Below are 22,903 nucleotides of genomic sequence, written 5' to 3'. Positions count from 1 at the left end.
ACCACGACAAAGACAGAGGCAGAGCGAAGCACAGCAACTGTCCAGCCGTCCCTGATCGGCCCCGCCTTTGTCTCACGTAGTCCATGCTAAAGGAGACACTTTCCATGCCCCGCGATCCCCGTCATGACGTGCTGTTCCAGCCGATCCAGATTGGCCCCAAGACGCTGCGCAACCGCTTCTATCAGGTTCCGCACTGCATCGGCGCAGGCAGCAACCTGCCAGGCTTTCAGGCGGCGCACCGCTCGATGAAGGCTGAAGGCGGCTGGGCCGCGATGAACACGGAATACTGCTCGATCCACCCGGAGTCGGACGACACGCACCGCCTTTCGGCGCGCATCTGGGATGAAGGCGATGTGCGCAACCTGCGCGCAATGACGGAAGAAGTACACAAATACGGCGCGCTGGCGGGCATCGAAATGTGGTACGGCGGCTCGCACGCGCCCTGCATGGAAAGCCGCGCGACGCCTCGCGGTCCGAGCCAGTACGCGTCCGAGTTCGAAACGCTGACGTATTGCAAGGAGATGGACCTCGACGACATTCGCGACGTCCAGCAGTTCTATGTCGATGCCGCGCGGCGCGCCCGCGATGCCGGTTTCGATATCGTCTATGTGTATGGCGCGCACTCGTATCTGCCGCTGCAATTTCTCTCGCCCTACTACAACAAGCGCACTGACGGCTACGGCGGCTCGCTCGAAAACCGCGCGCGCTTCTGGCTCGAAACGCTTGAAAAGGTGCGCCGTGCGGTCGGCAGCGACTGTGCGATCGCGACGCGTTTTGCCGTCGACACGCTGTACGGCAGCGGCGGCATCGAAGTCGAGAACGACGGGATGAAGTTCGTCGAGATGGCGGATTCGCTCGTCGACCTGTGGGACGTCGACGTTGGCGACATCGCCGAATGGGGTGAAGACGCGGGCCCGTCGCGCTTCTATTTGCAGGGCCACCAGGTGCCGTGGACGCGCTTCATCAAGGAGGTGTCGAAAAAGCCGGTGCTCGGCGTCGGCCGTTTCACCGACCCCGAGAAGATGACCGAGATCGTCACCAAGGGAATCGCCGATATCATCGGCGCGGCCCGTCCGTCGATTGCCGATCCGTTCCTGCCGAAGAAGATCGACGAAGGGCGTATCGACGACATTCGCGTCTGCATCGGCTGCAACGTGTGCATCTCGCGCTGGGAAATCGGCGGCCCGCCGATGATCTGCACGCAGAACGCAACGGCAGGAGAAGAATATCGCCGCGGCTGGCACCCGGAGAAGTTCGCCGAGTGCGGCTCGAACGACTCGATCCTCGTGGTCGGCGCGGGCCCGTCCGGATCGGAGTGCGCGCGCGTGCTGATGCAGCGCGGCTACACGGTGCACCTCGTCGATCAGGCGGAGAAGATCGGCGGTCATCTGAACAGCGTGGTCACGTTGCCGGGACTCGGCGAATGGGGCTATCACCGCGACTATCGCGAGACGCAGATCGCCAAGCTGCTGAAGAAGAACCGCCACAGCCAGCTCGCGCTCGGCCAGAAGCCGCTCACGGCCGACGACGTGCTCGACTACGGCGCGGAAAAAGTGGTGATCGCCACGGGTTCGCATTGGGTCGGCGACGGCACTAACTGCCTGACTCACGACCCCATTCCGGGCGCGGACGCATCACAGCCCGACCAGCTGACGCCCGAACAGGTGCTCGCGGGCAAGAAGCCGATCGGCAAGCGCGTCGTGATCCTGAACGCCGACACGTACTTCATGGCGCCGAGTCTCGCGGAAAAACTCGCGGCGGCCGGTCACGAGGTGACGATCGTGAGCGGAGTGCATCTCGCGAACTACATGCACTTCACGCTCGAGTATCCGAACATGATGCGCCGCCTGCACGAACTGGGCGTGCACGAACTGGGCGATCATTTCGCGAGCCGTATCGAGCAGGGCCGCATCCAGATCTACAACATCTGGGGCGATGGCTCCCGCCGCACGTACAAGGGCAAGGGCCAGTTGCCGCGCGACGGGAACAAGACCCATCGCTGGCTCGAGTTCGATTCGCTCGTGCTCGTGACGGGCCGCCGCTCCAATGACGGCCTGTATCGCGAACTGAAGCAACGTCAGAGCGAATGGGACGGCAAGGGCATCAAGTCCGTGTACCTGATCGGCGATGCCGAAGCGCCGCGCCTGATCGCCGATGCGACGTTCACGGGCCACCGCCTGGCACGCGAAATCGAAGAGCAGAACGCGCAGATCCCGCTGCCGTACAGGCGTGAAGTAGCCGTCTGGGGCACGCCGCACAAGCCCGGCGGCACCTTCGAGATCGTCTACAAGAAGTAGCAGGCGGCACGCGAGCCGGGCGGCTCGCGCCACCGTTCCCCGTCAGTCTGCACGCCACGCGCATCGCGCCGCCGGCTCATCCTCACGGGATGATCCGCGCGCGGATGCCGTGGCGGGGGAGCCCCTTTTCCTCTTTCAACGGACGAGCCCATGTCGAGCGCAGCGACCTTCGACCCCGTCAACGTCACCCGGATTCTCTTCGAGGGCTTTCCCACGTTCGCGATCGTACTGTTCTATCTGGCAGGCGTCGCAGCGATGGCCGCGTTCGCGTGGGGCGTCTACGTGCAGGTGCGCAAGTACCGGCGCGGCAAGCCCGTTGCGGGTCCCATCGATCTGCGCGCGCGCATCGGCGCGATGGTGCGCGTCGTGCTGAACCACCGCACGATCGCGCGCCGCGATCCCGCCGCGGGCCGCGCGCATCGCTTCATCTTCTACGGCTTCGCGGTGCTGTTCCTCGGTACGGCGACTGTCACCGTCGACTACGACATCACGGCGCGCTTTCTAGGCTTCCATTTCTGGAACGGCGATTTCTATCTGTTCTTCAAGCTGGCGATGAACCTCGCCGGCCTGTCGCTGACGGGCGGCCTGATCTACATGATGGTGCGGCGCGGATGGATCAAGCCGCCGAAGCTCGATTACACCCGCCCGGACCGCAAGCCCGGCGACCCCGACTACGACCGCAGCGGATACCGCCGTGAAGACTGGGCCTTCCTGTGGTCGCTCGTGCTGATCGGCATTACGGGATTCGTGCTGAGCGCGTTGCGGCTGGTGTGGCTGCAGGATCGCGCCGTCGTCTGGGACACGCGCTGGTGGTCGCCTGTCGCGGCGCTGCTCGCCGAAATCATGCGCGGCCTGGGACTCGGCGCATCGGCGGCTTACGTATTGCGCACGGGTCTATGGTGGTTCCACGGCGCGCTCGCACTCACGTTCATTGCGCTGATTCCGTACACGAAGGTCAAGCACATCTTCACGGCGAGCGGCTCGCTGCTGATGCGCGACCCGCTCGCCGCGCAGCGCCTGCCGAAAGTGGAACCGGACGCCGAGCGCGCCGGCTATAAGGCCATCACGGATTTCACGTGGAAGCATCTGCTCAATCTCGATGCCTGCACCAAATGCGGCCGCTGCCATGAGGCCTGCCCCGCGCGCGCCGTCGGCGCACCGCTGTCGCCGCGCGACGTGATTCTGTCGCTGCGCGAATTCGCGAACGAGGCGCTGGAGAAAACCACGCTGCCCGAAGAGGCGAAGCTCGACGTGCATGGCAAGGATATCGGCCAGGTCTTCATGGAAACCGTGTGGTCGTGCCGGACCTGCATGGCATGCGTCGAGATCTGCCCCGTCGCCGTCGAGCATGTGCCCATCATCGTGCAGTTGCGCCGCAATCTCGTCGAAGACGGCGAAATGGAACCGCAGGTGCAAAAGACACTGCAGGCGATCCACAAGAACGGCAATTCGTTCAACGAGTCGAAGCGCAAACGCGCTGCGTGGACCAAGACGCTGCCGTTCCCGGTCAAGGACGCGCGCAAGGAGCCCGTCGACCTGCTGTGGTTCGTCGGCGACTACGCGTCGTTCGATCCGCGCAACCAGCGTGTCACCCAGGCCTTCGCCACGCTGCTGCACGATACGGGCGTGGACTTCGGCCTGCTGTTCGAAGGCGAGGCGAACGCGGGCAACGATGTGCGGCGTGTCGGCGAAGAAGGCCTGTACGAGCTGCTCGCGACGCAGAACATCGCGACGCTCGGCAAGTCGCAATTCCGCCGCATCATCACCACGGACCCGCATTCGTACAACACGATCCGCAACGAGTACCCTGACTTCGGCGGCCATTTCGAAATCGAGCACTACACGAGTCTCGTGGCTCGCATGATCGCCGAAGGCACGATACGCCCGAAGCGCAAGCTCGGCTATCGCGTGACCTTCCATGACCCGTGTCACCTCGGCCGCTTCAACAAGGGTTACGACGCGCCGCGCCAGATCATCGAAGCACTCGGATGCGAACTCGTCGACATGAAGCGTTCGCGCGACAACTCGTTCTGCTGCGGCGCGGGCGGCGGCCGCATCTGGATGAACGACCCCGTCGGCCAGGAAAAGCCTTCACAAAACCGCATGAAGGAAGCGGCGGCTATCGAAGGGCTCGAAGTGTTCGTCGTGTGCTGCCCGAAAGACCTGACGATGTTCGAGGACGCGCTCAAGACAAGCGGATACGAAGGCCATTTCGTCGTGCGCGAACTGATCGAGCTGATTGCCGAGAGTCTTGCCGACGTCGACGACGACACGCCACCCGCTGACGACATACGCGTCACCGCCGACGCCTGAACGACGCACAGCCGCCACGGACAGCCGCCATGACGAGCTTCGCCAGTCCTGCCGAAAGCCATGCTCGCGCCGCCGATGCGGCGCGCGAGGGTGCACGGCTGCGCCGCCACTGGCGCGAACTGGTGCGGCTCGCGCTCGACGCATCCGATGCATTCACGTCGTCGATGCTCTATCCGCATGCGCAAGGCACGGATCGCAAACGGCTCGAAGCCCGCATGTTCGGCTCCCGCGGCGACCGGCTCGCGCTCGCTGCATGCCCGTACGCGCCGCCCGCTGTTCTTGCGCGGCTTTGCACGCTCGCGACGGCGGACGCGGATGCCACGCTCGCGACACGCCTCGCCCGTAACGCCGCCACACCCGCGTGCGGCTTGCAACGGCTCGCCGACGGCCTGCAACGGCTCGACGATACCCGCACGCAGCCGTGTGGAGACCGCATCGCGCAACTGCTCGCGCGCCATCCGCTAGCGCCGCCCGCGCTGCTGGCGAGGATCGCGGCGAACACCGGGAGTATCGATACGTTGCGCTCGCTATGCGAGAACGTCGGCGTGCAGCCCGATCTGCTCGCGCAACTGGCCGGTCGCGGCATCGAACCGCTGCAACGTTTGCTCGCGATTCACTTCGCGACGAGCGCCCATACGCTGCATCACCTGTGGGACAGCACGCGCGAAAGCGCCGTCCGCGCCCAGGTGCTGCGCCACACCGCGTGCCCGAACGAGCTGTTGCGAAGCATTCCCGCATCGAGCCTGGAGCGGCGCAGTCTCGCGCTGAATGTGCGGACGATGGGTGAAATCCTGACGGCGCTTGCGCGCGACGACGATCCCGCCGTGCGGCGCGCCGCCGCCACCAATCCGGCGACGCCCGCAGGCGCGCTCGTTCCGCTGTGCTTCGATGCAGACCTTCTCGTCAGACGCGCGATCGCCGTGCGTGACGACTTGCCGCTGAAGGTCGTCGAGTGGCTCGCCGAGGACAGCGACGTGTGGGTGCGCAGCAGTCTCGCGCGCAACCGCGCCTGCCCGCGCATCTGGCTCGACCGGCTCGCGCGCGATCGCGAAGCGGACGTGCGCCGCTCGGTGACGCGCCACCCCGCGTGCCCGGCACCGCTGCTCTCGCTCCTCGCGAGCGACGAAGTCGCGTGGGTCAGAGCGGGCGTCGCGTTGCGTGACGAACTTCCGGGACGGGTGCTGCACAGATTGTCGCAAGACATCGATATCGACGTGCTGGCGGGCGCGGCGCGCAATCGCGGCACACCGCAGGCGACGCTCGCGCGCCTCGCCGGACATGCATCGCCCGATGTACGGCGGTCCGTCATCCTGAACCGCCACGCACAGCGACGTGTGCTGCTGGCGCTGCGCGACGAGCCATATCCGCTGCACCGGGTGCTCGTATTCATGCATTCAGGTCTGACCGATGCGGACCGCTGGCGCATGCGCTTCGAACCGGACGCCCAGGCCCGTGCCCACATGTACGGACATCTCGCCGGCACGCTCGCCGCGGCGCTCGATCGCAGTCGCCAGCCCTGGTCCATTGCAGCCGCAACGCAGGCACGTGACCCGGACACACATCAACTGACCACATCAGTGGAGGAGGCAGGATGAAAATACTCGTAGCCATCAAGCAGGTCGCGTCGCTCGACGAGGATTTCGAGTTGCGCGACGATGCACGCGACGTCGAAGCGGATTTTCATGTATTCGATCTCAACGAATGGGACCATTACGCGCTAGAACAAGCGCTGCTTCTGAAGGAAGCGGGCAATAGCGACATCGAAGTCGTGGTCGTGACCGTCGGCCCCGAGCGCGCCGACGAAGAACTGCGCAAATGCCTCGCGAAGGGCGCGGACCGCGCGATCCGCATCTGGAGCGACGAGCTGGAAGAGGCCGACCCCGTCGGCGTCGCGCGCGCGCTCGCCGCGCTCGCGCGACGCGAAGCGCCCGACATGATCTTCGCCGGCGTGCAGGCGTCCGACCACGCATATGGCGCAACGGGCATGGCGCTCGCCGGCCTGCTCGACTGGCCGCACGCGGCCGTCGTCGCGGGTCTCGAGTACACGCCGGGCGCGGGCACGGCAAGCGCGCGCCGCGAACTCGAAGGCGGCGCGTACGCGAACGTCACCGTGCAATGCCCCGCCGTCCTGACGCTGCAACTGGGCATCAATACGCCGCGCTACGCGTCGCTACGCGGCATCAAGCAGGCAGCGTCGAGGCCGATCGAAACCGTCACGCCGGACGCGATCGGTCTGAGCGCCGACGAAACGGGCACGCGAGGTTCGCTCTCGCGCATCCGCCGCGTCTATGTGCCCGAACTCGGGCGCGCGCAGATGATCGACGGCACGCCAGCCGAACAGGCCGCCCGCCTCGCGGGCATCATCAAGGAACTTCGAGGGGAAGCGTAATGGGCGGGATTCTGGTTATTGCTGAACATCGTCAGGGGCAATTGCGCCCTGTGAGCATGGAAGTGATCGGCGCGGCAGTCACTGCGCGCGAGGCAGTCGGCGAACGCGTGATGGTCGCCGTGCTGGGCGCCACGCCGGCCGCGTTCGTCGACGCGCTCAAGCTGGCGGGTGTCGATGAGATCGTCACCGTGCGCACGCAAACCGATGCGTTCGATCCCGACACGTACCATGCAGTGGCACACGCGCTGATCGAAGCACGCAAGCCGTCGCTCGTGCTGCTGCCTCATACGATCGACACGCTGGGCTACGCCGCGCCCGTCGCCGTCAAAGGGAACTACGGCTTCACCACCGACACGTTCGGACTTGCGCGCGACGGGGAAAGCTGGATCGCCACGCGCTCCGGCTATGGACAGAAGGTCAACATGGAAATCGAGTTTCCCGGCCGCGCGAGTGTCGTCATCACGGTGCGGCCCGGCGCCTTCAAGGCACCCGAAGGCGCGGGCACGCCCGAAGTCAGCGAGTTCGATGCACCCGCGCTCACGCCACGCAGCCACCACGAGTCGTTTGAAGAACCCGCGGCGAGCGGCGACGTCGATATCGCCGGCGCGGACTTCATCATGTCGATCGGCCGCGGCATCGGCGAAGAGACCCACGTCGAGCAGTTCCGCGAACTCGCGGGCTCGCTTGGCGCCACGCTCGGCTGCTCGCGTCCCATTGCGGACTCCGGCTGGCTGCCCAAGGCGCACCAGGTCGGCCAGTCCGGCAAAACGGCCGCGAACTGCAAGCTCTACATCGCGATGGGCATCTCGGGCTCGGTGCAGCACATGGCGGGCATGAAGCATGTCGAGAACATCATCGCCGTCAATACCGATCCCGAGGCGTCGATCTTCTCGATCGCGAAGTACGGCATCGTGGGTGACATCTTCGATATTGCAGAAGAACTGCGCGGCCACTTCTAGGCCCGTACTATGGAAAACCCGGAATGTGCCCGCATTCCGGGTGCAAACTATTTTTTCAATTGCAGCAAGTTGTTAAACTGATTGAAGCAACAATCCGGCAAATAGCAACAATAAGCCACCGCTCAGACGTTCACAATCGCGCTGCGCTACAACGCGCAGTCCATGCAGCCAGGCCAACGAAGCAGATTGGTGTGGTCAATGAGTTCAGGAAGAGCAGATGGTCCCTCACAAAGTACTTCTTATCGACGACCACGCGTTGTTTCGCAAAGGAGTCGCGCAACTGATCCAGATGGACCCGACATTCGAGGTCGCGGGCGAAGCGACCTCGGGCCGGGACGGGATCGAAATGGCCGTGCAGCTCAAGCCGGACGTCGTCCTGATCGACCTGAACATGCCGCGCATGAACGGTATCGAAACGCTGGAAGGCATGCGCGAAGCGGGCGTCGACGCGCGCTTCATCATGCTGACGGTGTCGGACAACGAACGCGATGTCGTGGCCGCGTTGCGCGCGGGCGCGCACGGCTATCTGCTGAAGGACATGGACCCCGAGGACCTGTGCGTGTCGCTGCAAAAGGCGCTCAAGGGCACAGCCGTGCTGAGCGAATCCGTGACGGGCAGTCTCGTTCACGCGCTCTCGGGCGGGCAGCGCATCCCCGCCGCGCAGAATGACCTGACGGCACGCGAACTCGAGGTATTCGACTATCTGGTGGCCGGCCTGTGCAACAAGGCCATTGCGCGCAAGCTCGATATCAGCGTTGGAACCGTGAAGGTTCACGTCAAGCACGTGCTGCGCAAACTCGACCTTCACTCGCGTCTCGAAGCCGTGTTGTGGCAGCAGGAGCACGGCTCGCGTTCGCACACTTGATGCGGCGGCGCGCATACGCCGCTTCCCCCTCGCTTCTCCAGGCGCGCTCACATTCGCGCGGCATCGTGCCGTGCGCTCGCCGCGAACGTGCGTCTGGTTTACCTCTACTCCCCGCGAGGTAGACCATCGAGGCTGATTGTCAGGCCGAATCCGATTGCGAATAATCGGCTTCAGTGTGGCGCACCTATCCGCATGTCTGTGCGTCCGCGACTTCTCGGAGATGTTCACCATGTCGTCATGCCAGCCGCTCGCGGGAAAGAGTAACCGGGTCGAAGCCATCATGCGCGAGCGCCTTGGCGCATTCGCCCCGAGCGCGCCCGTCGTGCGCTCCTGGACGCGATGCGTCGAAAACTATGGTCTCGATCCCGACGCGAGCGCGCCGCCACCCGTGATGACGAGTGCGGAACTCGCGCTGCGCCGCGAGCAGAACGCCGATCTCGTCGATTGCGCGAAGCTCGAAATGGCAACGCTCTATCAGCAGCTCGGCGACTCCGAGCTTGCCGTCGTCATGACGGATGCCGATGGCGTGATCCTGCATCTCGCGTCGTCGCCCGAGTTTGCCAGCGAAGTCGAAGACTGGGGACTGTGCGCCGGCGCCATATGGAACGAGCGGGAAGCGGGCACCAACGGCATGGGCACCTGTCTCGCCGAAGGCGAGCCTGTCGCCGTGCGCCAGCGCGAGCACTTCTACAGCCGCTATGGCACGCTGACCTGCGCCGCCGCGCCCGTACTCGACGAATGCGGATCGATCGCGGGCGTGCTGGACGTCACGAGCCGCTCGCCACTGTTGCAGCAGCACTCGCTCGTGCTCGTCGGCATGTCCCGGCAGATGGTCGAGAACCGCTTGCTCGATGCACGTCATACGCACGCGTATCGTATCCAGTTTCACAGTCGCCCCGAGTTCGTCGGCACCTTGCATGCGGGCAAGCTGACCGTCGACGAAGACGGCGCGATACTCGGCGCGAACCGCAGTGCGCTCGTGCAACTCGGCTTCGTGTCGCTCGAAGGGATCGCGGGCAAATCGATCACCGACATCTTCAATGCTTCTCTCGAAGAGATCGTCGCGCGCAGTGCACGCAGTTCGTTTTATCCCATCGCGATCTATCGCACGCATGCGTCGAGCCGCTTCTTCGTGGTCGCTCAGGAGCCGCGCGATCGCGCCGCGCGCGAAGCCATCGCGCCGGCGCAGCGGGCCGCGTCGAACGGCGATACGGCTGCCACGGGTACCCGGCGTCCGGCACGCGCAACGCGGACGACGGGCGCGCCAGGTGCGGGCGCGGTGCGCGTCGAATTCGGCGACGCGCAGATTGCCAGTCAGTTCGATCTCGGCGCACGCGTGATCGATCGCGGCATCGCCGTGCTCGTGCATGGCGAGACGGGCAGCGGAAAGGAAGTGTTCGCCCATGCGCTGCACGCGGCAAGCGAGCGCGGCAATGGCCCGTTCGTCGCAGTCAACTGTGCTTCGTTGCCTGAACACCTGATCGAAAGCGAGCTGTTCGGCTACCGCGCGGGCGCCTTTACGGGCGCGCAACGCGAAGGACGGCGCGGCAAGATTCTGCAAGCCGATGGCGGCACGCTCTTTCTCGATGAGATCGGCGACATGCCGCTCGCGTTGCAGGCGCGTCTGTTGCGCGTCCTCGAAGAACGCGAAGTGACGCCGCTCGGTTCCGAAACCGTCGTCAAGGTGGACTTTCAGCTCGTCAGCGCAAGCCACCGCGATCTGGCTGAACTGGTCGAAAGCGGCCAGTTCCGCGAGGATCTGTATTACCGGCTCAATGGCGTGATGCTGGAGCTTCCCCCGCTGCGCGCCCGCAAGGACAAGCTCGCACTGATCCGTCATCTGCTCGAGAAAGAGCAGACCCCTGCGCCACGGCTTTCAGCGGACGTACGGCAGATTCTGCTCGATTGCGACTGGCCAGGGAATATCCGGCAGTTGCGCAACGTGCTGCGCACGGCGGCCGTCCTCTGCAACGGTGATGAGCTCACCACGGCCCATCTGCCCGCGTGGCTCGTGCAGCGTGACAAGAACCTGCATCGCTCACGACCGGGCGGCCCCGCAGCGGCACTGCCCGACAGCGACGAAGCGGCTGACCCAGAAGACGAAATGGACGCCGCTGCGCCGCTCAATGCGATTCTGCAGGCCGAACGCGAAGCGCTGCTCGCGCTTCTCGACAAGCATCGCTGGAACGTGAGCCAGGTCGCCATCGCACTCGGCATCACGCGCAATACGCTCTACCGGAAAATGAAGCGCGTCCACATCAAGACCTGACGCGCCTCGCCTTTTTCATGACGGGCCGCACTCAGTTCGGCTGGCTTGCCTGCATCTCCTGCGCTGCGATGCCGTGATCGGTACGCGCCGCGCGACGCCATTTGCGCGACGGTCCGCCGATCAGCTCCGTCAACTCGCTGATGCTGTCTATCACGCGGAGGCACGGCAGTTCCGACACGGGATGGTCGCTGCTGTAGCCATAGCTCACGCACACCATCGGCATACCCGCCGCCTGCGCGGCCAACGCATCCGTCGCCGAATCGCCGACGAAAAGCGTATGCGTCGGGTCGACGCCCAGCGCTTCGCAGGCATGCAGCAGCGGCTCGGGATCGGGCTTGCGCGGCAAGCGCGTGTCCCCGTCGACGACCATGTCGAACCATGTCTGCAAGCCGAAGCGCCACATCAGCGGATCGACGAAACGCGACTCTTTGTTGGTGACCACGCCGAGCTTGAGCCCCATCTCGCGCAGACTGTCGAGCGTCGCCTCGGCGCCGGGATAGAGCCGCGTCAGCTGGTCCCCGTCGCGGCAGATCTGGTGGTAGCACGTCTCGTAACGGCGCAGCACGAGATCGAGGGTCGCGGGACGGGTCTCGACACCCAGCAGCGTCAGCGCGCGATCGACGAGAATCTCCGAGCCGCCGCCGATCAACGTCTGCGCAACGCCTGGCGCGAGCAAAGGAAAGCCGTTCTCGGCCAGCGCGCGGTTGAGCGCATTGCCGATATCCGGCGACGTATGCAACAGCGTGCCATCGAGATCGAACAGCACGGCATCGATCGGCAGATTGCGCGGCATGACTTGCATGTCTGTGTCTCCTGTTGACGGTTGGAATGATCCGGCAGACGGTTCAGGCCGCCCGCTTCTGGCGGTCGATCATCTGCAGGATCATGGGAGTGAAGATCAATTGCATCGCGAGTCCCATCTTGCCGCCAGGCACGACGATGACGTTTGGCCGGCTCATGAAAGAGTCGTGCAGCATCGTGAGCAGATAGGGAAAGTCGATGCCCTTCGGGTTGGTGAAGCGGATCACCACAAAGCTCTCGTCGGCGCTCGGAATGTCGCGTGCGGTGAAAGGATTCGAGGTATCCACGGTCGGCACGCGCTGGAAGTTCACATGCGTGCGGCTGAACTGCGGACAGATATGGTGAGCGTAGTCGGGCATCCGGCGCAGGATCGTGTCCATCACGGCTTCCTGCGAATAGCCGCGCAGCGTCTTGTCGCGATGCAGCTTCTGAATCCACTCGAGGTTGATGATGGGAACCACGCCCACCAGCAGGTCAGCGTGTTGCGCCACATCGATGCCGCGTCCGACGAAGCCGCCGTGCAGCCCCTCGTAAAAGAGCAGATCCGTGGGCGGCTCGATGTCCTCCCACGGCGAGAAAGTGCCCGGCTCCTGGCCATACTCCGCGGCTTGCGCTTCATCGTGCAGATATTTGCGCACGCGCCCTCGGCCCGTCGCCGCATATTCGCTGAACAGCGCCGCGAGTTCCTCCAGCAGGTTTGCTTCCGGGCCGAAGTGGCTGAACTGACGGCGGCTCTCTTCTGCCTCCTTCATCGCGGCGCGCATTCCTGCGCGGTCGAAGCGATGAAACGCATCTCCTTCGACGATCTGCGCATTGAGCTTTTCGCGGCGGAAGATGTGCTGGAAGCTGTTCATCACGGTCGTCGTCCCTGCTCCACTCGAACCCGTGACCGCGACAATCGGATGTCTGATCGACATGGTGTCACTCCCGCTTATACGCGCGCTTCCGGACGAAAGAGCGAGCGCTCGTTGAAGAGCGGTGACGTGAACGGCGCATCCTCGCCACGCTCGTGCTCGCGGTGGTAGCGTTCGATGCGCTCGACTTCGCGCTGCGTGCCGATAAACATCGGCGTACTCGCCTGCATATCGCCCTGCACGTCGAGAATGCGCGCACGCCCCGTGCTGGCGAGTCCCCCCGCCTGCTCGACGAGCCATGCAAGCGACTGCGCCTGGTACAGCAGAGGCACACGCGCGGCGCGTGGCGCGCGACGGCTCTCGCGCGGGAAAAGACACAAGCCGCCGCGCATCAGCGTGCGATGCATATCGGCCGCGAGCGATGCGGTCCAGCGCGTGTCGAAGTCGCGCTGCTGCACGCCCGCGCTGCCGTCGCGGCACTCGCGCACGTAACGCTGCACGGGCGCCTCCCAGAAGCGTTCATTGCCGCCGTTGATTGCCAGTACCACGCCCTGTTCGGGAACGCGCAACGCGTGGTGCGTCAGCACGAACTCGCCGCGTTCGCGGCAGAGGGTGAAACCGTGCGTGCCGCGCCCGACAGTGATCATAAGAATCGTCGCCGGTCCGTAAAGCGCGTAGCCAGCGGCAAGCTGCTTCGTGCCCGTAATCACGCGTTCGCCGGCGGCGCTTGCGGCACCCGCATGCCGAAGCGAGAAAACGGTGCCGAGCGCGTCGTTCGACTCTGCATTCGCTGCGCCGTCGAGCAGGTCGGCAAAGAGCACATAGCGGCCCGCCGACGTCGCGCGCGCGGATTCGACACCAGGCGAGACCATGCCCGCGATCTCTGCACTGCGTTCGCATGTCACGGCCAGCACGTCCTGTGCAGCGGCATTGAGCGCCGTGTGATTCGAACGCGAGTGTACTGCACGGACGTCCTGCTGTCCGGCGATCGCACCCTGCGCGATGCGCTCGGCGATGAGCTTCACCGCCTGCGCGACTTCGTCGATCACGGCGCAAAGCCCGGCAGCGTCCGCGGCGTGCACGACCCCTGGCGCCTGCGAGCGGCGAGGAGCCAGATGCGCGGCGAGGAAACCCGACAGCGTCGGTTGGATAGCGCTCCCAGCGGCTGCGAATTCGTCGTTGTAGCGCTCGCCGCAGCGATCGTTCGCGACGCCGACGGGGAGCGCCTGTTCGCCTGGTTCAATTCGTGCATTCATCCTGACCTCGATCGTCCGTTGCTTGCGATGACGGCTGACAACCACAGTAAGCCAGCCAACTCCCGAGAGAAATTCAGATATTTTTATTTGCGCTTTAAGCGACGCTTATCTGTCGCTGGATGGAGTGCCGATCATGCTCAACCTGCTTCGCAACCTCACGCTGCGCCAGTTGCAAATCTTCTCGGCGGCTTCTCAATACGAGAGCTTCGCCCGCGCCGCGGACGATCTGCATCTGACACAGCCCGCCGTCTCCATGCAGATCAAGCAGCTCGAAGAGGCGATCGGGTTGCCGCTTTTCGAGCGCATCGGACGGCGAATCACGCTCACCGAGGCGGGCGCGACGCTGTCGCATCACGCGAAGCGGATTCTGGGCGACATCAGGGACGCCGAAGATGCGATGCGCTCGCTCTCATCGGCCGATAGCGGAACCGTCTCCATCGGTCTCGTCAGTTCGGCGCGATACTTCGTCCCTCGCCAGATCGCGCGCTATGCGGAGCGCCATCCGAAAGTCGATATCCGCTTCCTGATCGGCAAACGCGATGTGCTGCTGCGCCAGTTGCAGGACAACGCAATCGATCTCGCCGTGATGGGACGACCGCCCGTCGACTTCGACGCGCACTGCGAACCGCTCGCGTACAACCCGCATGTGATTGCCGCGAGCGTGACCCATCCGTTCGTCGATGCAGCGTGCTTCGACTTGCACGAATTGCGCCATGACACGTTTCTGATGCGCGACCCTGGCTCCGACTCGGCCGTCGTCGCGACCGAGATGTTCCAGCATCATCTCTTCACACCGGCCCGCACGCTGGCACTCGACAGCCACGAGACCGTCAAGCAGGCTGTGATGGCCGGCATGGGCGTGAGCGTGCTGCCGCTGCACACGCTGCGGCTCGAACTGCTCGCGCGCGAGGTGTCGGTTCTGCGCGTGAACGGCACGCCCATCGATCGCGTCTGGCACGTCGTCCACATGAACGCCAGGCAGCTGTCGCCGACCTGCTCGGCCTTCCGGCGTTTTCTGATCGAGAAAACGGGCGCATGGCTCGAAGGCCAATTCGCGGAGCTCACGCCACCCGCGCACGCTGCGAGTCCGTTCGTGCAGACATGAAGCAGAATGTCACCGATTCTGCACAAGGTCCGACTGCACACTTCCCTTCGCGACGGATGTTCTTCTGGAAGCGCACACTGCGCGTGCACACGGTCTTGCAGGCGCACATCGTTGCGTGCGTCACGTATGGCATGACGCTTGCGTTTCAGATGTCCGAGAAAGATGACCCGTCTTGGGATTGGGGAACGCGCATATGAGCCGATATGGCATCGCTGATTCGACGGCGAAGCACACCAGCATCGTCACCGTGAATGCTCCCGGACGCTTGCATCTGGGATTCCTCGATCCGGGCGCGTCGCTCGGCCGACGCTTCGGCAGTCTCGGGCTCGTGATCGACGGCATCAGCACGACACTCGACGCGCGCCTTTCCTCGGACGATGAGGATCACTACACGGCCGTGCCTTCTGCGCGCGATGAGTTGCCGCGCGTTCAAGCCCACATCGAAACGCTGCGCGATCTGACGGGCATCGATGCACCCGTCGATGTGCGATTGCGGCGCACGTTGCCCACTCATGCGGGCCTCGGGTCCGGCACGCAACTGGCGCTCACCGTCGGCCATGCGTTCGCCCGCCTGCATGGTCTCGACATGAGTGCAGCGCAGCTCGCGCCCGCTCTCGCGCGCGGCGCGCGTTCGGGTGTGGGTATCGCCGGGTTCGAGCGCGGAGGACTGATCGTCGATGGCGGTCCACGCGGGCCTGGTGTCTTGCCGCCTGTGCTGTCCCGCTTCGACTTCCCGTCTGCGTGGCGCGTGATGCTCGTCTTCGACGATTCACGCACGGGGCTCTCAGGGCCGGCGGAACGCGAGGCGCTCGCCGCGTTGCCGCCGTTTCCGCAGGCGCTCGCTGCGCACGCGTGTCACCTGACCCTGATGCAGATTCTGCCCGCCGTCGCCGAACATGAGTTCGCGCCATTCGCGCAGGGCGTGAGCGCGCTGCAGGACGGCATCGGCCGCTACTTCGCGAAGTCGCAAGGCGGCATCTACACGAGCCCCGATGTCGGACGCGTACTCGACTGGATCAGCGCGCGCTATTGCGCGGGCGTCGGTCAGAGTTCGTGGGGACCGACGGGCTTCGCGATCATGGAATCGCAGGAAGAAGCAGAACACGCGTTGCGCTCAGCGCGTGACGCGAAAGCGAGTGGGGCCGGGCTGCGAGTCGAGATAGTCAGTGGACTCAACTCGGGCGCCACCGTCAGCTGGGCGTCCGCCCAGGATTGATCCATCCTGTTTGCCGAGGAAACATGGAACGCCAACACATTCTCCACATGTTCACGCCTGGACGGCAGATGAGCCCATTCGACGTGAACATGGCCATCGATGCCGGATACCAGGTCGTCGTGCCGTATACGGGTGTCGATGTAAAGATGATCGGTCCGCTCACCCAGGACGCGATTTTCTCGCGCGGCCCCAAGGGCGTCGCGCACACGGGCATCTTTATCGGCGGACGCGAGGTGATGCTCGCGACGGACATGCTGCGCCTGTCTCGCGAAGCGATGATGCCGCCGTTCGAAATCTCCGTGTTTGCCGACCCCAGCGGATCGTTCACGACGGCAGCCGCACTCGTCGCGAGCGTCGAATGGCAACTGCGCAGCGCCTTCGATACCGGCCTCGACGGCAAGCGCGTTCTCGTGTTCGGCGGAACGGGTCCCGTCGGCCTGATCGCGGGCTTGCTCGCTGTACAGGCGGGCGCGCGCGTGACGCTGGCGAGCAGCCGTGGGCTCGCCGCCGCGCGCGACGCATGTGAGCGCGCCGGGGCGCATTTCGGCGCCGCACTCGAAGGCGCCGATGCGAGCACGGCGGACGCGCTCGATTCGACCTTGAAGTCCATCGACGTCGTCTTCGCGACGGCCGCCGCCGGTGTCGAAGTGATGAGCGCTCAGCAGGTGAACCGCGCGGCGCGCCTGCTCGTCGCCGCGGATGTCAACGCGGTGCCGCCCGCAGGCATCGCAGGCGTCGGCGTGATGGACAACGGAAAGCGCATCGGTCAGCACGGCGCGCTCGGCATCGGCGCGCTCGCGATCGGCAACGTCAAATATGAAGTGCAGCAGCGGCTTTTCATGCAGATGCTCGCGTCGAAGCAAAAGATCTATCTGGGCTTCGAGGATGCGCTCGAGATGGCCCGGCGCGTCGTCACCGAACGTTCGTCGCTCGCTGCGGCTTGATGTCGACATGGCGCCCGCCGTCGTCGTCGCCGCGCGCGGCGACTATCACATCCATCGACACCATCAGGAAGCCAGGCCATGCAGACCTCCTCCTCCCTCGCTGAAGTAGCGCCAAGTTCGTCTTTTCTGAGCGTCAATACGCTCGTGCGGCCATTGATCGCCAGTCTGCTCGAACGGCAGGCGGAACTGGGCATCGAGGTCCGGCGCGACGAACGCGGCGTCACGATCGTCGATGCGGGCATCGATGCATCGGGCAGCGTCGCCGCGGGCATCGCGATCGGCGAGATCTGCATGGGCGGTCTTGGCCGCGTCGCGCTGCGTACCGCCGCGTCACGCAACGCGGCCGACGAATGGCCGACGTTCGTCGAAATTGCCAGTGCGCAACCCGTTCTCGCTTGCCTCGCGTCGCAATACGCGGGCTGGAGTCTCGCGGCGAGCAAGGACGAAACGGGCGGCAAGCAGTTCTTCGCGCTCGGCTCGGGACCGGCGCGCGCGCTCGCCTGCAAGGAACCGCTTTTCGACGAACTGGATTACCGCGACGTCGTGGCCACGGGCTGTCTCGTGCTCGAAGTGGACCGTATGCCGCCCGCCGTCGTCATCGACAAGATCTTGCGCGACTGCAAGTTGCAGCCGCGCAATCTCACGTTGATCCTTACGCCGACCGCGAGCCGTGCGGGCACCACGCAAGTGGTGGCGCGTGCGCTCGAAGTCGCGCTGCACAAGGCGCACGAACTCGGCTTCGCGCTCGACGGCATTCGCGAGGGCTGCGCGAGCGCGCCGCTGCCGCCGCCCGCGCAAGACCCCGTCGATGCGATGGGCCGCACCAATGACGCGATCCTGTACGGTGGCCGTGTCCATCTCACCGTGACGGGCGGCGACGACGCCGCGCGAGATCTCGCGCGACGCCTGCCCTCATTGGCATCGAAAGACTTTGGCCGCCCGTTCGCGGAGGTATTCAAGGAATACGAATACGACTTCTACAAGATCGATCCCGCGCTCTTTGCGCCTGCCGAAGTGTGGGTGAGCAATCTCAGCACAGGCCGAACCTTCCACGCGGGTGCTACGCGCTTCGATCTTCTGCGTCCGCTGTGGCTCGATGAAGTCTGAGAGGTTTGACATGACAGGCACCCCGCTCGCTGTCGCGATCATGACGGATGAGACCGGCTGGCATACGTCGCGCCTCAAGCGGGCGTTGCGTGAGCGTGGCGCGCTTGGCCGCTGCGTCGATCTGGCCGACTGCCGCTTCGACACTACGCACGCGCCGCATGGCCTCGCGATACCCGGCTACGGACGCGGACTGCCCGATGCCGTCATCGTGCGCGGCATCGCGGGCGGCACGTTCGAGCAGGTCACCGTGCGGCTGGGCATCCTGCACGCGCTTCGGGAACTCGGCGTGCCCGTCTACAACGACGCGCGCGCGATCGAACGCAGCGTCGACAAGTCGATGACCACGTTTTTGCTGCATCGCGCGGGCATTCCGACGCCGCCAACCTGGGTCAGCGAATCCGCGCCGTTCGCGCAACGCGTGCTGATGCGAGAATGCGCGAAAGGCCACGACATCGTAATGAAGCCGCTATTCGGCTCGCAAGGAAAAGGCATTGCGCGAGTCGGCGCAAGCAGCGAAGGTTGTGAACCGCTGCCTGCATTGAACGCGTATGGGCAGCTTGCGTATCTGCAGCGTTTCGTCAGGCCCGTCAGCGAGCCCGGCTATGACTGGCGCGTGATGGTGATCGGCGGGAAGGCCGTGACCGCGATGCGCCGGATCAGCGAACATTGGGTGCATAACGTCGCGCAAGGCGGACGTTGCGAAGCGGCAGCGCTCAGCGAACCGCTCGCCACGCTCGCCCAACGCGCGAGCGCCGCGCTCGGACTCGACTATGCGGGCGTCGATCTCATTCCATGCGACGACAATCCACTAGGCGCGACCGTCATCGAAGTCAACGGTGTGGCTGCCTGGCGCGGGCTGCAGTCGGTGACGCCGTTCGATATCGCCAGCCGCATCGTCGACGATCTGCTGAGCCGGCGCATGGCGCTCGTGCAAGGCACAGGCAACGTCAAGGAAGTCGCATGATGCCCGACACGGACATCGATACGATCGCTGACGCCTGGGCGAGCGCATCGAACGCGCAGTGAGCATGTCGCTGCTTCCTCTCGTGCGTTGACGTCACGGCCAGCGCACAGTCCGTTCGATCGTCACGCCCACCGCCTTCACGTTGGCAAACTTGCGAGGCTTCGCCAGCGAAACGCGAACCCAATGCGCGCCGAAGTCGACGAGCAGCATCTGCGCGATCGTTTCCGCCAACGCCTCCAGCAATTGCAGCTTGTGCGTCGCGAGCAGCGATTGCAGCGCCGTGTGCACCTTGCTGTAGTCGATGGTATCGCCGATGCGATCCGTGTCGCACGCGTGACTGTGCGGCACGCCTGCCCACAGGTCGATCCGCACCGGCTGCAGATTGGTCAGCTCGTCCGGGTCGATGCCGATGACCGTATCGCCCTCGAAGCCTTCGATAAAGATCACATCCATTTCGGACGCAGCGAGATGTGGCCGCTCAAGCACGTTTTTGTCGATGACGTTCATCTGGGTTCCTTATGGTCGGTTCGTCGGTCGCTGTCATGCAAGAAGCGGCCCAGGCATGAATGTCGCAAGCGATCGGTGTAAATGCACTCGCACGAGCCCATGCGCATTGCGCGCACGGGCCGCAGCCCGGCAGTCGGCTGATCGAGAGGCGTCGCATTCTGTATCGCAAACTGAACAACCTGGCTGCATGATCGATGATGACGACGACGACCCACATCCTCCATACCGATACCGATGATGCCCCCGTCTCTGCCCGCTTCGCGTGGGCGATCACAGGCTCCGGACACGGGCTGGCCGAATCGCTTGACATCGCGGCCACGCTGCTGCCCCACGTCGATCTGTTCCTGTCGCGCGCGGCAGAAGAAGTGCTGCCGTTGTACAAGCTCGATCTCGCGCAACTCAAGGCGCGCTTTCGCGTGTTCCGCAATAACAGCGCGAGCGCCGTCCCCGTCGGCATGCTGTATGACGAGGGCCGCTATCACACGGTCGTCGTCGCGCCCGCCACCAGCAACACAGTCGCCAAATGCGCGTTCGGCATTGCCGACACGTTGCCGACCAACATGTTCGCCCAGGCCGGCAAGCTCGGCATCCCGGGCATCGTGTTCGCTTGCGACACAGAGCCCGTCGTCGTCACGAAGAGTCCGCTCGACTGGGTGGAACTGCGGCCACGCAATATCGAACTCGATAACGTCGAGCGATTGGCGCAGATCGACCATTGCCGTGTCGTGCGCTCGCTCGACGAATTGCGCGCGTCGCTCGACGCGCGCGTTGCCGAAAACCACATGACGTGCTGTGCGAGCGCCTGATGGAACACACCGTCTTTCTCACCGGCCGCCTCGCCCAGCCCGCGCTCGAACGCGTGCTGCACAGCCTCGCGCCCACGCCATTCAGTTGGGAGATACGCGAAATCGGCCTGCAGGTCGCGGCGCTCATGACGGCGGACATGATCCGCCGCCGCGTCGCAGCGCCGCTCGCGGCCGATCGCATGATCGTTCCCGGACGCGGGGGCAGCCACTCGAATGGGGATGCGCAACCCCGCGCGACGCAACCAACCTGCTCATGCAATGCGCCCGGCACCACTCGCAGAAAGGAAGCCTGACGATGATCCACGAAACCGTAGTCACGACGGTAACGCCCGACGGCACGCCGCACATCGCGCCGATGGGCGTACGCCATGAAGGCGACACGTTCATCCTGATGCCGTTTCTGCCGTCGGCCACCTACGACAACGTTGTGTTGACGGGCTGCGCCGTCGTCAACTTCACGACAGACGTCAGCGTGTTCGCCGGCTGTGTCACAGGCCGCCGCGCGTGGCCGACAGTCCCTGTCCACAACGTGCCGTGCGTGCGGCTCGACGATACGCTCGCACACGCCGAGCTGCGCCTCGTCTCGATCAATGGCGACCCGCGGCGCCCGACGCTCGTCATGCAATGCGTCGCGATGTGCACGAATGCGCCGTTTACCGGCTTCAACCGCGCGCAGGCCGCTGTGATCGAAGGGGCGGTCCTGGTCAGCCGGCTCGCGATGTTGCCGCGCGAGAAGATCGAGTCGGAAATTGCTTACCTTTCCATCGCCATCGGCAAGACGGCCGGTCCGTGCGAACAGCAGGCGTGGCAATGGCTAATGGAGGCAGTGAACGTCTTTTACGCGAGATCGGCTGCGGCCGCTCGAGTCTCAACCGAGGAGGCCTTATGATCCGTATGCTCGCCAGTGTGCGCAACCTCGACGAAGCGCGCGACGCCGCCAGAGCCGGCGCCGATCTGATCGATCTGAAAGAGCCGGCGGCGGGCGCGCTCGGCGCCGTTTCCGCGCCCCGGATCGCGCATCTCGTGCAGTCGCTGCGCGCGGAATATCCACACCTGCCCATCAGCGCGGCCATCGGCGATCTGCCGCCTGGAGATGACGCGTCGCTGGAATTTCGCGCGTCACAGGCGGGACGTTGCGGCGTCGACTATGTGAAGGCAGGCGTACCCGCCGATAGCGCTTCATTCGATACCGCATGCCGAACCCTCGCGTATATGCGCGGCCTTCACTGGAACATGGTGCCCGTTCTGCTGGTCGACAATGGCCTCGATCTGCGGCTGGTCGAACACGCGTGCGAACTGCGTTTTGCAGGGGTGGTGGTCGATACGGCCAGCAAGAAGCGCGGGAATCTCTTTCAATGCGTGCCGCTTGCCGTGCTCGACAGCATGGTGCAGATCGCGCGCGTGCACGACGTGATGGCGGGGCTGGCGGGCGCGCTGCTCGGCAAGCATGTACCGTTGATCCGCGCGCTGAGTCCCGACATCGCCGGTTTCCGCACGGCACTGTGCGATGGCCCGCGCACCGGCCGGCTCGATGCCGCACGCGTGCGCGATCTGCGTGCGCTCCTCGCAGGGTCGACACGTATGGCAAACCCCGCGACAAATCCAGCCACCAACGATCCGGGCGTCGAAGTCGCCGCTCAGTCCGCGGTTGCATGAAGCAGCCGGTCGCGTACGCGCAACGCGTCGCTCCTGTTGACGAGATCGACGGGATACGACGCGTCGCGGGTGAAGCCGGCAAATGACGCGTCGACGATGCCGAGCGCCGCGTATTCGTCGATCGAACACGCGGGTTCGATCTCGCACGACTTCACGATCACCAGACGCTCTGCATTCAGCCGGTTCGCGAGCCATGCAGCGAGGCTGTCGGAGGTCACGTCCCAGCTGGTCAGCCGGTTGGCTTCCTGGAATAGCAGATCGAGCGGCGCCCACACGGCGGCGCGGCCCGCGTGCAACGCGGCGCGAATCTGCGCGTCCGTCGCGGCGATCACGAGACGCCGGCACAGGCCCCGCATCATTACCGCGTATTGCGCCATCCCCAGCACGGCCATGTTGTGCGCGGCGACGTCGTCGAAACCCCAGATGTCCTGATGCTCGCGTGTCTGATCCGCGAATCCGCCACCGCCCGGCACGATCACGACCCGTCCGCGGCCGAACTCGCTCAGATGCGCGAGCCATTCTCCCAGCAATGGATCGCGGCTCAGACTGCCGCCAATCTTGACCACCCACATAGGCGCTCCGTGTGCGCAAGTGC

At 64.9% G+C, this 22,903-nt stretch carries 20 protein-coding genes and 1 pseudogene; 16 read left to right on the top strand and 5 right to left on the bottom strand.

Annotated elements, in window-relative coordinates; genetic code table 11:
- The first annotated feature begins 104 nt into the window (after window positions 1-104).
- The 7 genes from AB4Y32_RS26050 to AB4Y32_RS26020 all read left to right on the top strand — a co-directional run bounded on the left by AB4Y32_RS26050 (window position 105) and on the right by AB4Y32_RS26020 (window position 11,092).
- Window positions 105-2,297 (top strand): oxidoreductase, encoded by a 2,193-nt coding sequence (locus tag AB4Y32_RS26050; RefSeq protein WP_368724117.1) that lies wholly within the window; start codon window positions 105-107, stop codon window positions 2,295-2,297.
- 150 nt (window positions 2,298-2,447) lie between these two features.
- Window positions 2,448-4,610, top strand: a complete 2,163-nt coding sequence (locus AB4Y32_RS26045; protein ID WP_368724116.1) for a heterodisulfide reductase-related iron-sulfur binding cluster — start codon at window positions 2,448-2,450, stop codon at window positions 4,608-4,610.
- A gap of 29 nt (window positions 4,611-4,639) precedes the next feature.
- Window positions 4,640-6,205: a hypothetical protein gene (locus AB4Y32_RS26040; protein WP_368724115.1), complete on the top strand. Its 1,566-nt coding sequence runs from the start codon at window positions 4,640-4,642 to the stop codon at window positions 6,203-6,205.
- Window positions 6,202-6,999: an electron transfer flavoprotein subunit beta gene (locus AB4Y32_RS26035; RefSeq protein ID WP_368724114.1), complete on the top strand. Its 798-nt coding sequence runs from the start codon at window positions 6,202-6,204 to the stop codon at window positions 6,997-6,999. Before AB4Y32_RS26040 ends, AB4Y32_RS26035 begins: the two co-directional genes overlap by 4 nt.
- Entirely contained in the window at window positions 6,999-7,958 is a 960-nt protein-coding gene (locus AB4Y32_RS26030) for an electron transfer flavoprotein subunit alpha/FixB family protein (RefSeq protein ID WP_368724113.1), read from the top strand. Before AB4Y32_RS26035 ends, AB4Y32_RS26030 begins: the two co-directional genes overlap by 1 nt.
- A 217-nt stretch (window positions 7,959-8,175) precedes the next feature.
- The gene (narL, locus tag AB4Y32_RS26025) at window positions 8,176-8,823 is read left to right on the top strand and encodes a two-component system response regulator NarL (RefSeq protein ID WP_368724112.1); all 648 of its coding nucleotides are present in this window, start codon (window positions 8,176-8,178) and stop codon (window positions 8,821-8,823) included.
- Window positions 8,824-9,052: 229 nt separating this feature from the next.
- Window positions 9,053-11,092: a sigma-54-dependent Fis family transcriptional regulator gene (locus AB4Y32_RS26020; protein WP_368724111.1), complete on the top strand. Its 2,040-nt coding sequence runs from the start codon at window positions 9,053-9,055 to the stop codon at window positions 11,090-11,092.
- 31 nt (window positions 11,093-11,123) lie between these two features.
- Here the strand turns inward: AB4Y32_RS26020 and gph are convergent, their stop codons facing one another.
- Genes gph through AB4Y32_RS26005 form a run of 3 tightly spaced genes read right to left on the bottom strand, consistent with a single transcriptional unit; the run spans window position 11,124 to window position 14,003 of the window.
- Complete coding sequence (gene gph, locus AB4Y32_RS26015; protein ID WP_368724110.1) at window positions 11,124-11,894, bottom strand: phosphoglycolate phosphatase; 771 nt, start codon at window positions 11,892-11,894, stop codon at window positions 11,124-11,126.
- 43 nt (window positions 11,895-11,937) lie between these two features.
- Entirely contained in the window at window positions 11,938-12,810 is an 873-nt protein-coding gene (locus AB4Y32_RS26010) for a phosphoribulokinase (protein WP_368724109.1), read from the bottom strand.
- Window positions 12,811-12,824: 14 nt separating this feature from the next.
- On the bottom strand, window positions 12,825-14,003 hold the full coding sequence (locus AB4Y32_RS26005; RefSeq protein ID WP_368724108.1) for a fructose-1,6-bisphosphatase: 1,179 nt from the start codon (window positions 14,001-14,003) through the stop codon (window positions 12,825-12,827).
- Between the two features lie 133 nt (window positions 14,004-14,136).
- Here AB4Y32_RS26005 and AB4Y32_RS26000 point away from each other — a divergent pair, with 133 nt between their 5' ends.
- The 5 genes from AB4Y32_RS26000 to AB4Y32_RS25980 all read left to right on the top strand — a co-directional run bounded on the left by AB4Y32_RS26000 (window position 14,137) and on the right by AB4Y32_RS25980 (window position 19,339).
- Window positions 14,137-15,108 carry a LysR substrate-binding domain-containing protein gene (locus AB4Y32_RS26000; RefSeq protein ID WP_368724107.1) on the top strand — a complete coding sequence of 324 codons (972 nt, stop codon included), beginning with the start codon at window positions 14,137-14,139 and terminating at the stop codon, window positions 15,106-15,108.
- Window positions 15,109-15,301: 193 nt separating this feature from the next.
- Window positions 15,302-16,324 (top strand): beta-ribofuranosylaminobenzene 5'-phosphate synthase family protein, encoded by a 1,023-nt coding sequence (locus tag AB4Y32_RS25995; RefSeq protein WP_368724106.1) that lies wholly within the window; start codon window positions 15,302-15,304, stop codon window positions 16,322-16,324.
- Between the two features lie 23 nt (window positions 16,325-16,347).
- On the top strand, window positions 16,348-17,268 hold the full coding sequence (locus tag AB4Y32_RS25990) for an NAD(P)-dependent methylenetetrahydromethanopterin dehydrogenase (protein ID WP_368724105.1): 921 nt from the start codon (window positions 16,348-16,350) through the stop codon (window positions 17,266-17,268).
- A gap of 78 nt (window positions 17,269-17,346) precedes the next feature.
- Entirely contained in the window at window positions 17,347-18,375 is a 1,029-nt protein-coding gene (gene mch / locus AB4Y32_RS25985; protein WP_368724104.1) for a methenyltetrahydromethanopterin cyclohydrolase, read from the top strand.
- A gap of 10 nt (window positions 18,376-18,385) precedes the next feature.
- Window positions 18,386-19,339 (top strand): RimK family alpha-L-glutamate ligase, encoded by a 954-nt coding sequence (locus AB4Y32_RS25980; protein ID WP_368724103.1) that lies wholly within the window; start codon window positions 18,386-18,388, stop codon window positions 19,337-19,339.
- A gap of 93 nt (window positions 19,340-19,432) precedes the next feature.
- Here AB4Y32_RS25980 and AB4Y32_RS25975 read toward each other — a convergent pair whose 3' ends face one another.
- Window positions 19,433-19,846 carry a dihydroneopterin aldolase gene (locus AB4Y32_RS25975; protein WP_368724102.1) on the bottom strand — a complete coding sequence of 138 codons (414 nt, stop codon included), beginning with the start codon at window positions 19,844-19,846 and terminating at the stop codon, window positions 19,433-19,435.
- A 194-nt stretch (window positions 19,847-20,040) separates the two neighbouring features.
- Here AB4Y32_RS25975 and AB4Y32_RS25970 point away from each other — a divergent pair, with 194 nt between their 5' ends.
- The 4 genes and pseudogenes from AB4Y32_RS25970 to AB4Y32_RS25955 all read left to right on the top strand — a co-directional run bounded on the left by AB4Y32_RS25970 (window position 20,041) and on the right by AB4Y32_RS25955 (window position 22,308).
- Complete coding sequence (locus tag AB4Y32_RS25970) at window positions 20,041-20,652, top strand: flavoprotein (RefSeq protein WP_368724101.1); 612 nt, start codon at window positions 20,041-20,043, stop codon at window positions 20,650-20,652.
- Window positions 20,652-20,849 (top strand): annotated as a pseudogene (locus AB4Y32_RS25965) (DUF6513 domain-containing protein); the annotation flags it as partial. The gene AB4Y32_RS25970 and the pseudogene AB4Y32_RS25965, both read left to right, overlap by 1 nt.
- A 98-nt stretch (window positions 20,850-20,947) precedes the next feature.
- Window positions 20,948-21,541: a DUF447 domain-containing protein gene (locus AB4Y32_RS25960; protein ID WP_368724100.1), complete on the top strand. Its 594-nt coding sequence runs from the start codon at window positions 20,948-20,950 to the stop codon at window positions 21,539-21,541.
- The gene (locus tag AB4Y32_RS25955) at window positions 21,538-22,308 is read left to right on the top strand and encodes a (5-formylfuran-3-yl)methyl phosphate synthase (RefSeq protein WP_368724099.1); all 771 of its coding nucleotides are present in this window, start codon (window positions 21,538-21,540) and stop codon (window positions 22,306-22,308) included. The genes AB4Y32_RS25960 and AB4Y32_RS25955 overlap by 4 nt, the downstream gene beginning before the upstream one ends.
- Here AB4Y32_RS25955 and AB4Y32_RS25950 read toward each other — a convergent pair.
- Window positions 22,290-22,880: an amino acid kinase family protein gene (locus AB4Y32_RS25950; protein ID WP_368724098.1), complete on the bottom strand. Its 591-nt coding sequence runs from the start codon at window positions 22,878-22,880 to the stop codon at window positions 22,290-22,292. The two genes, AB4Y32_RS25955 and AB4Y32_RS25950, sit on opposite strands and share 19 nt — an antisense overlap.
- Window positions 22,881-22,903 lie beyond the last annotated feature (23 nt).

Origin of the sequence: Paraburkholderia phymatum (genome assembly GCF_040965635.1) — a bacterium.
Classification (GTDB): domain Bacteria; phylum Pseudomonadota; class Gammaproteobacteria; order Burkholderiales; family Burkholderiaceae; genus Paraburkholderia; species Paraburkholderia phymatum_B.
The sequence above is the reverse complement of the archived record's forward strand: the minus strand, read 5'-3'. Positions and strand labels throughout refer to the sequence as shown.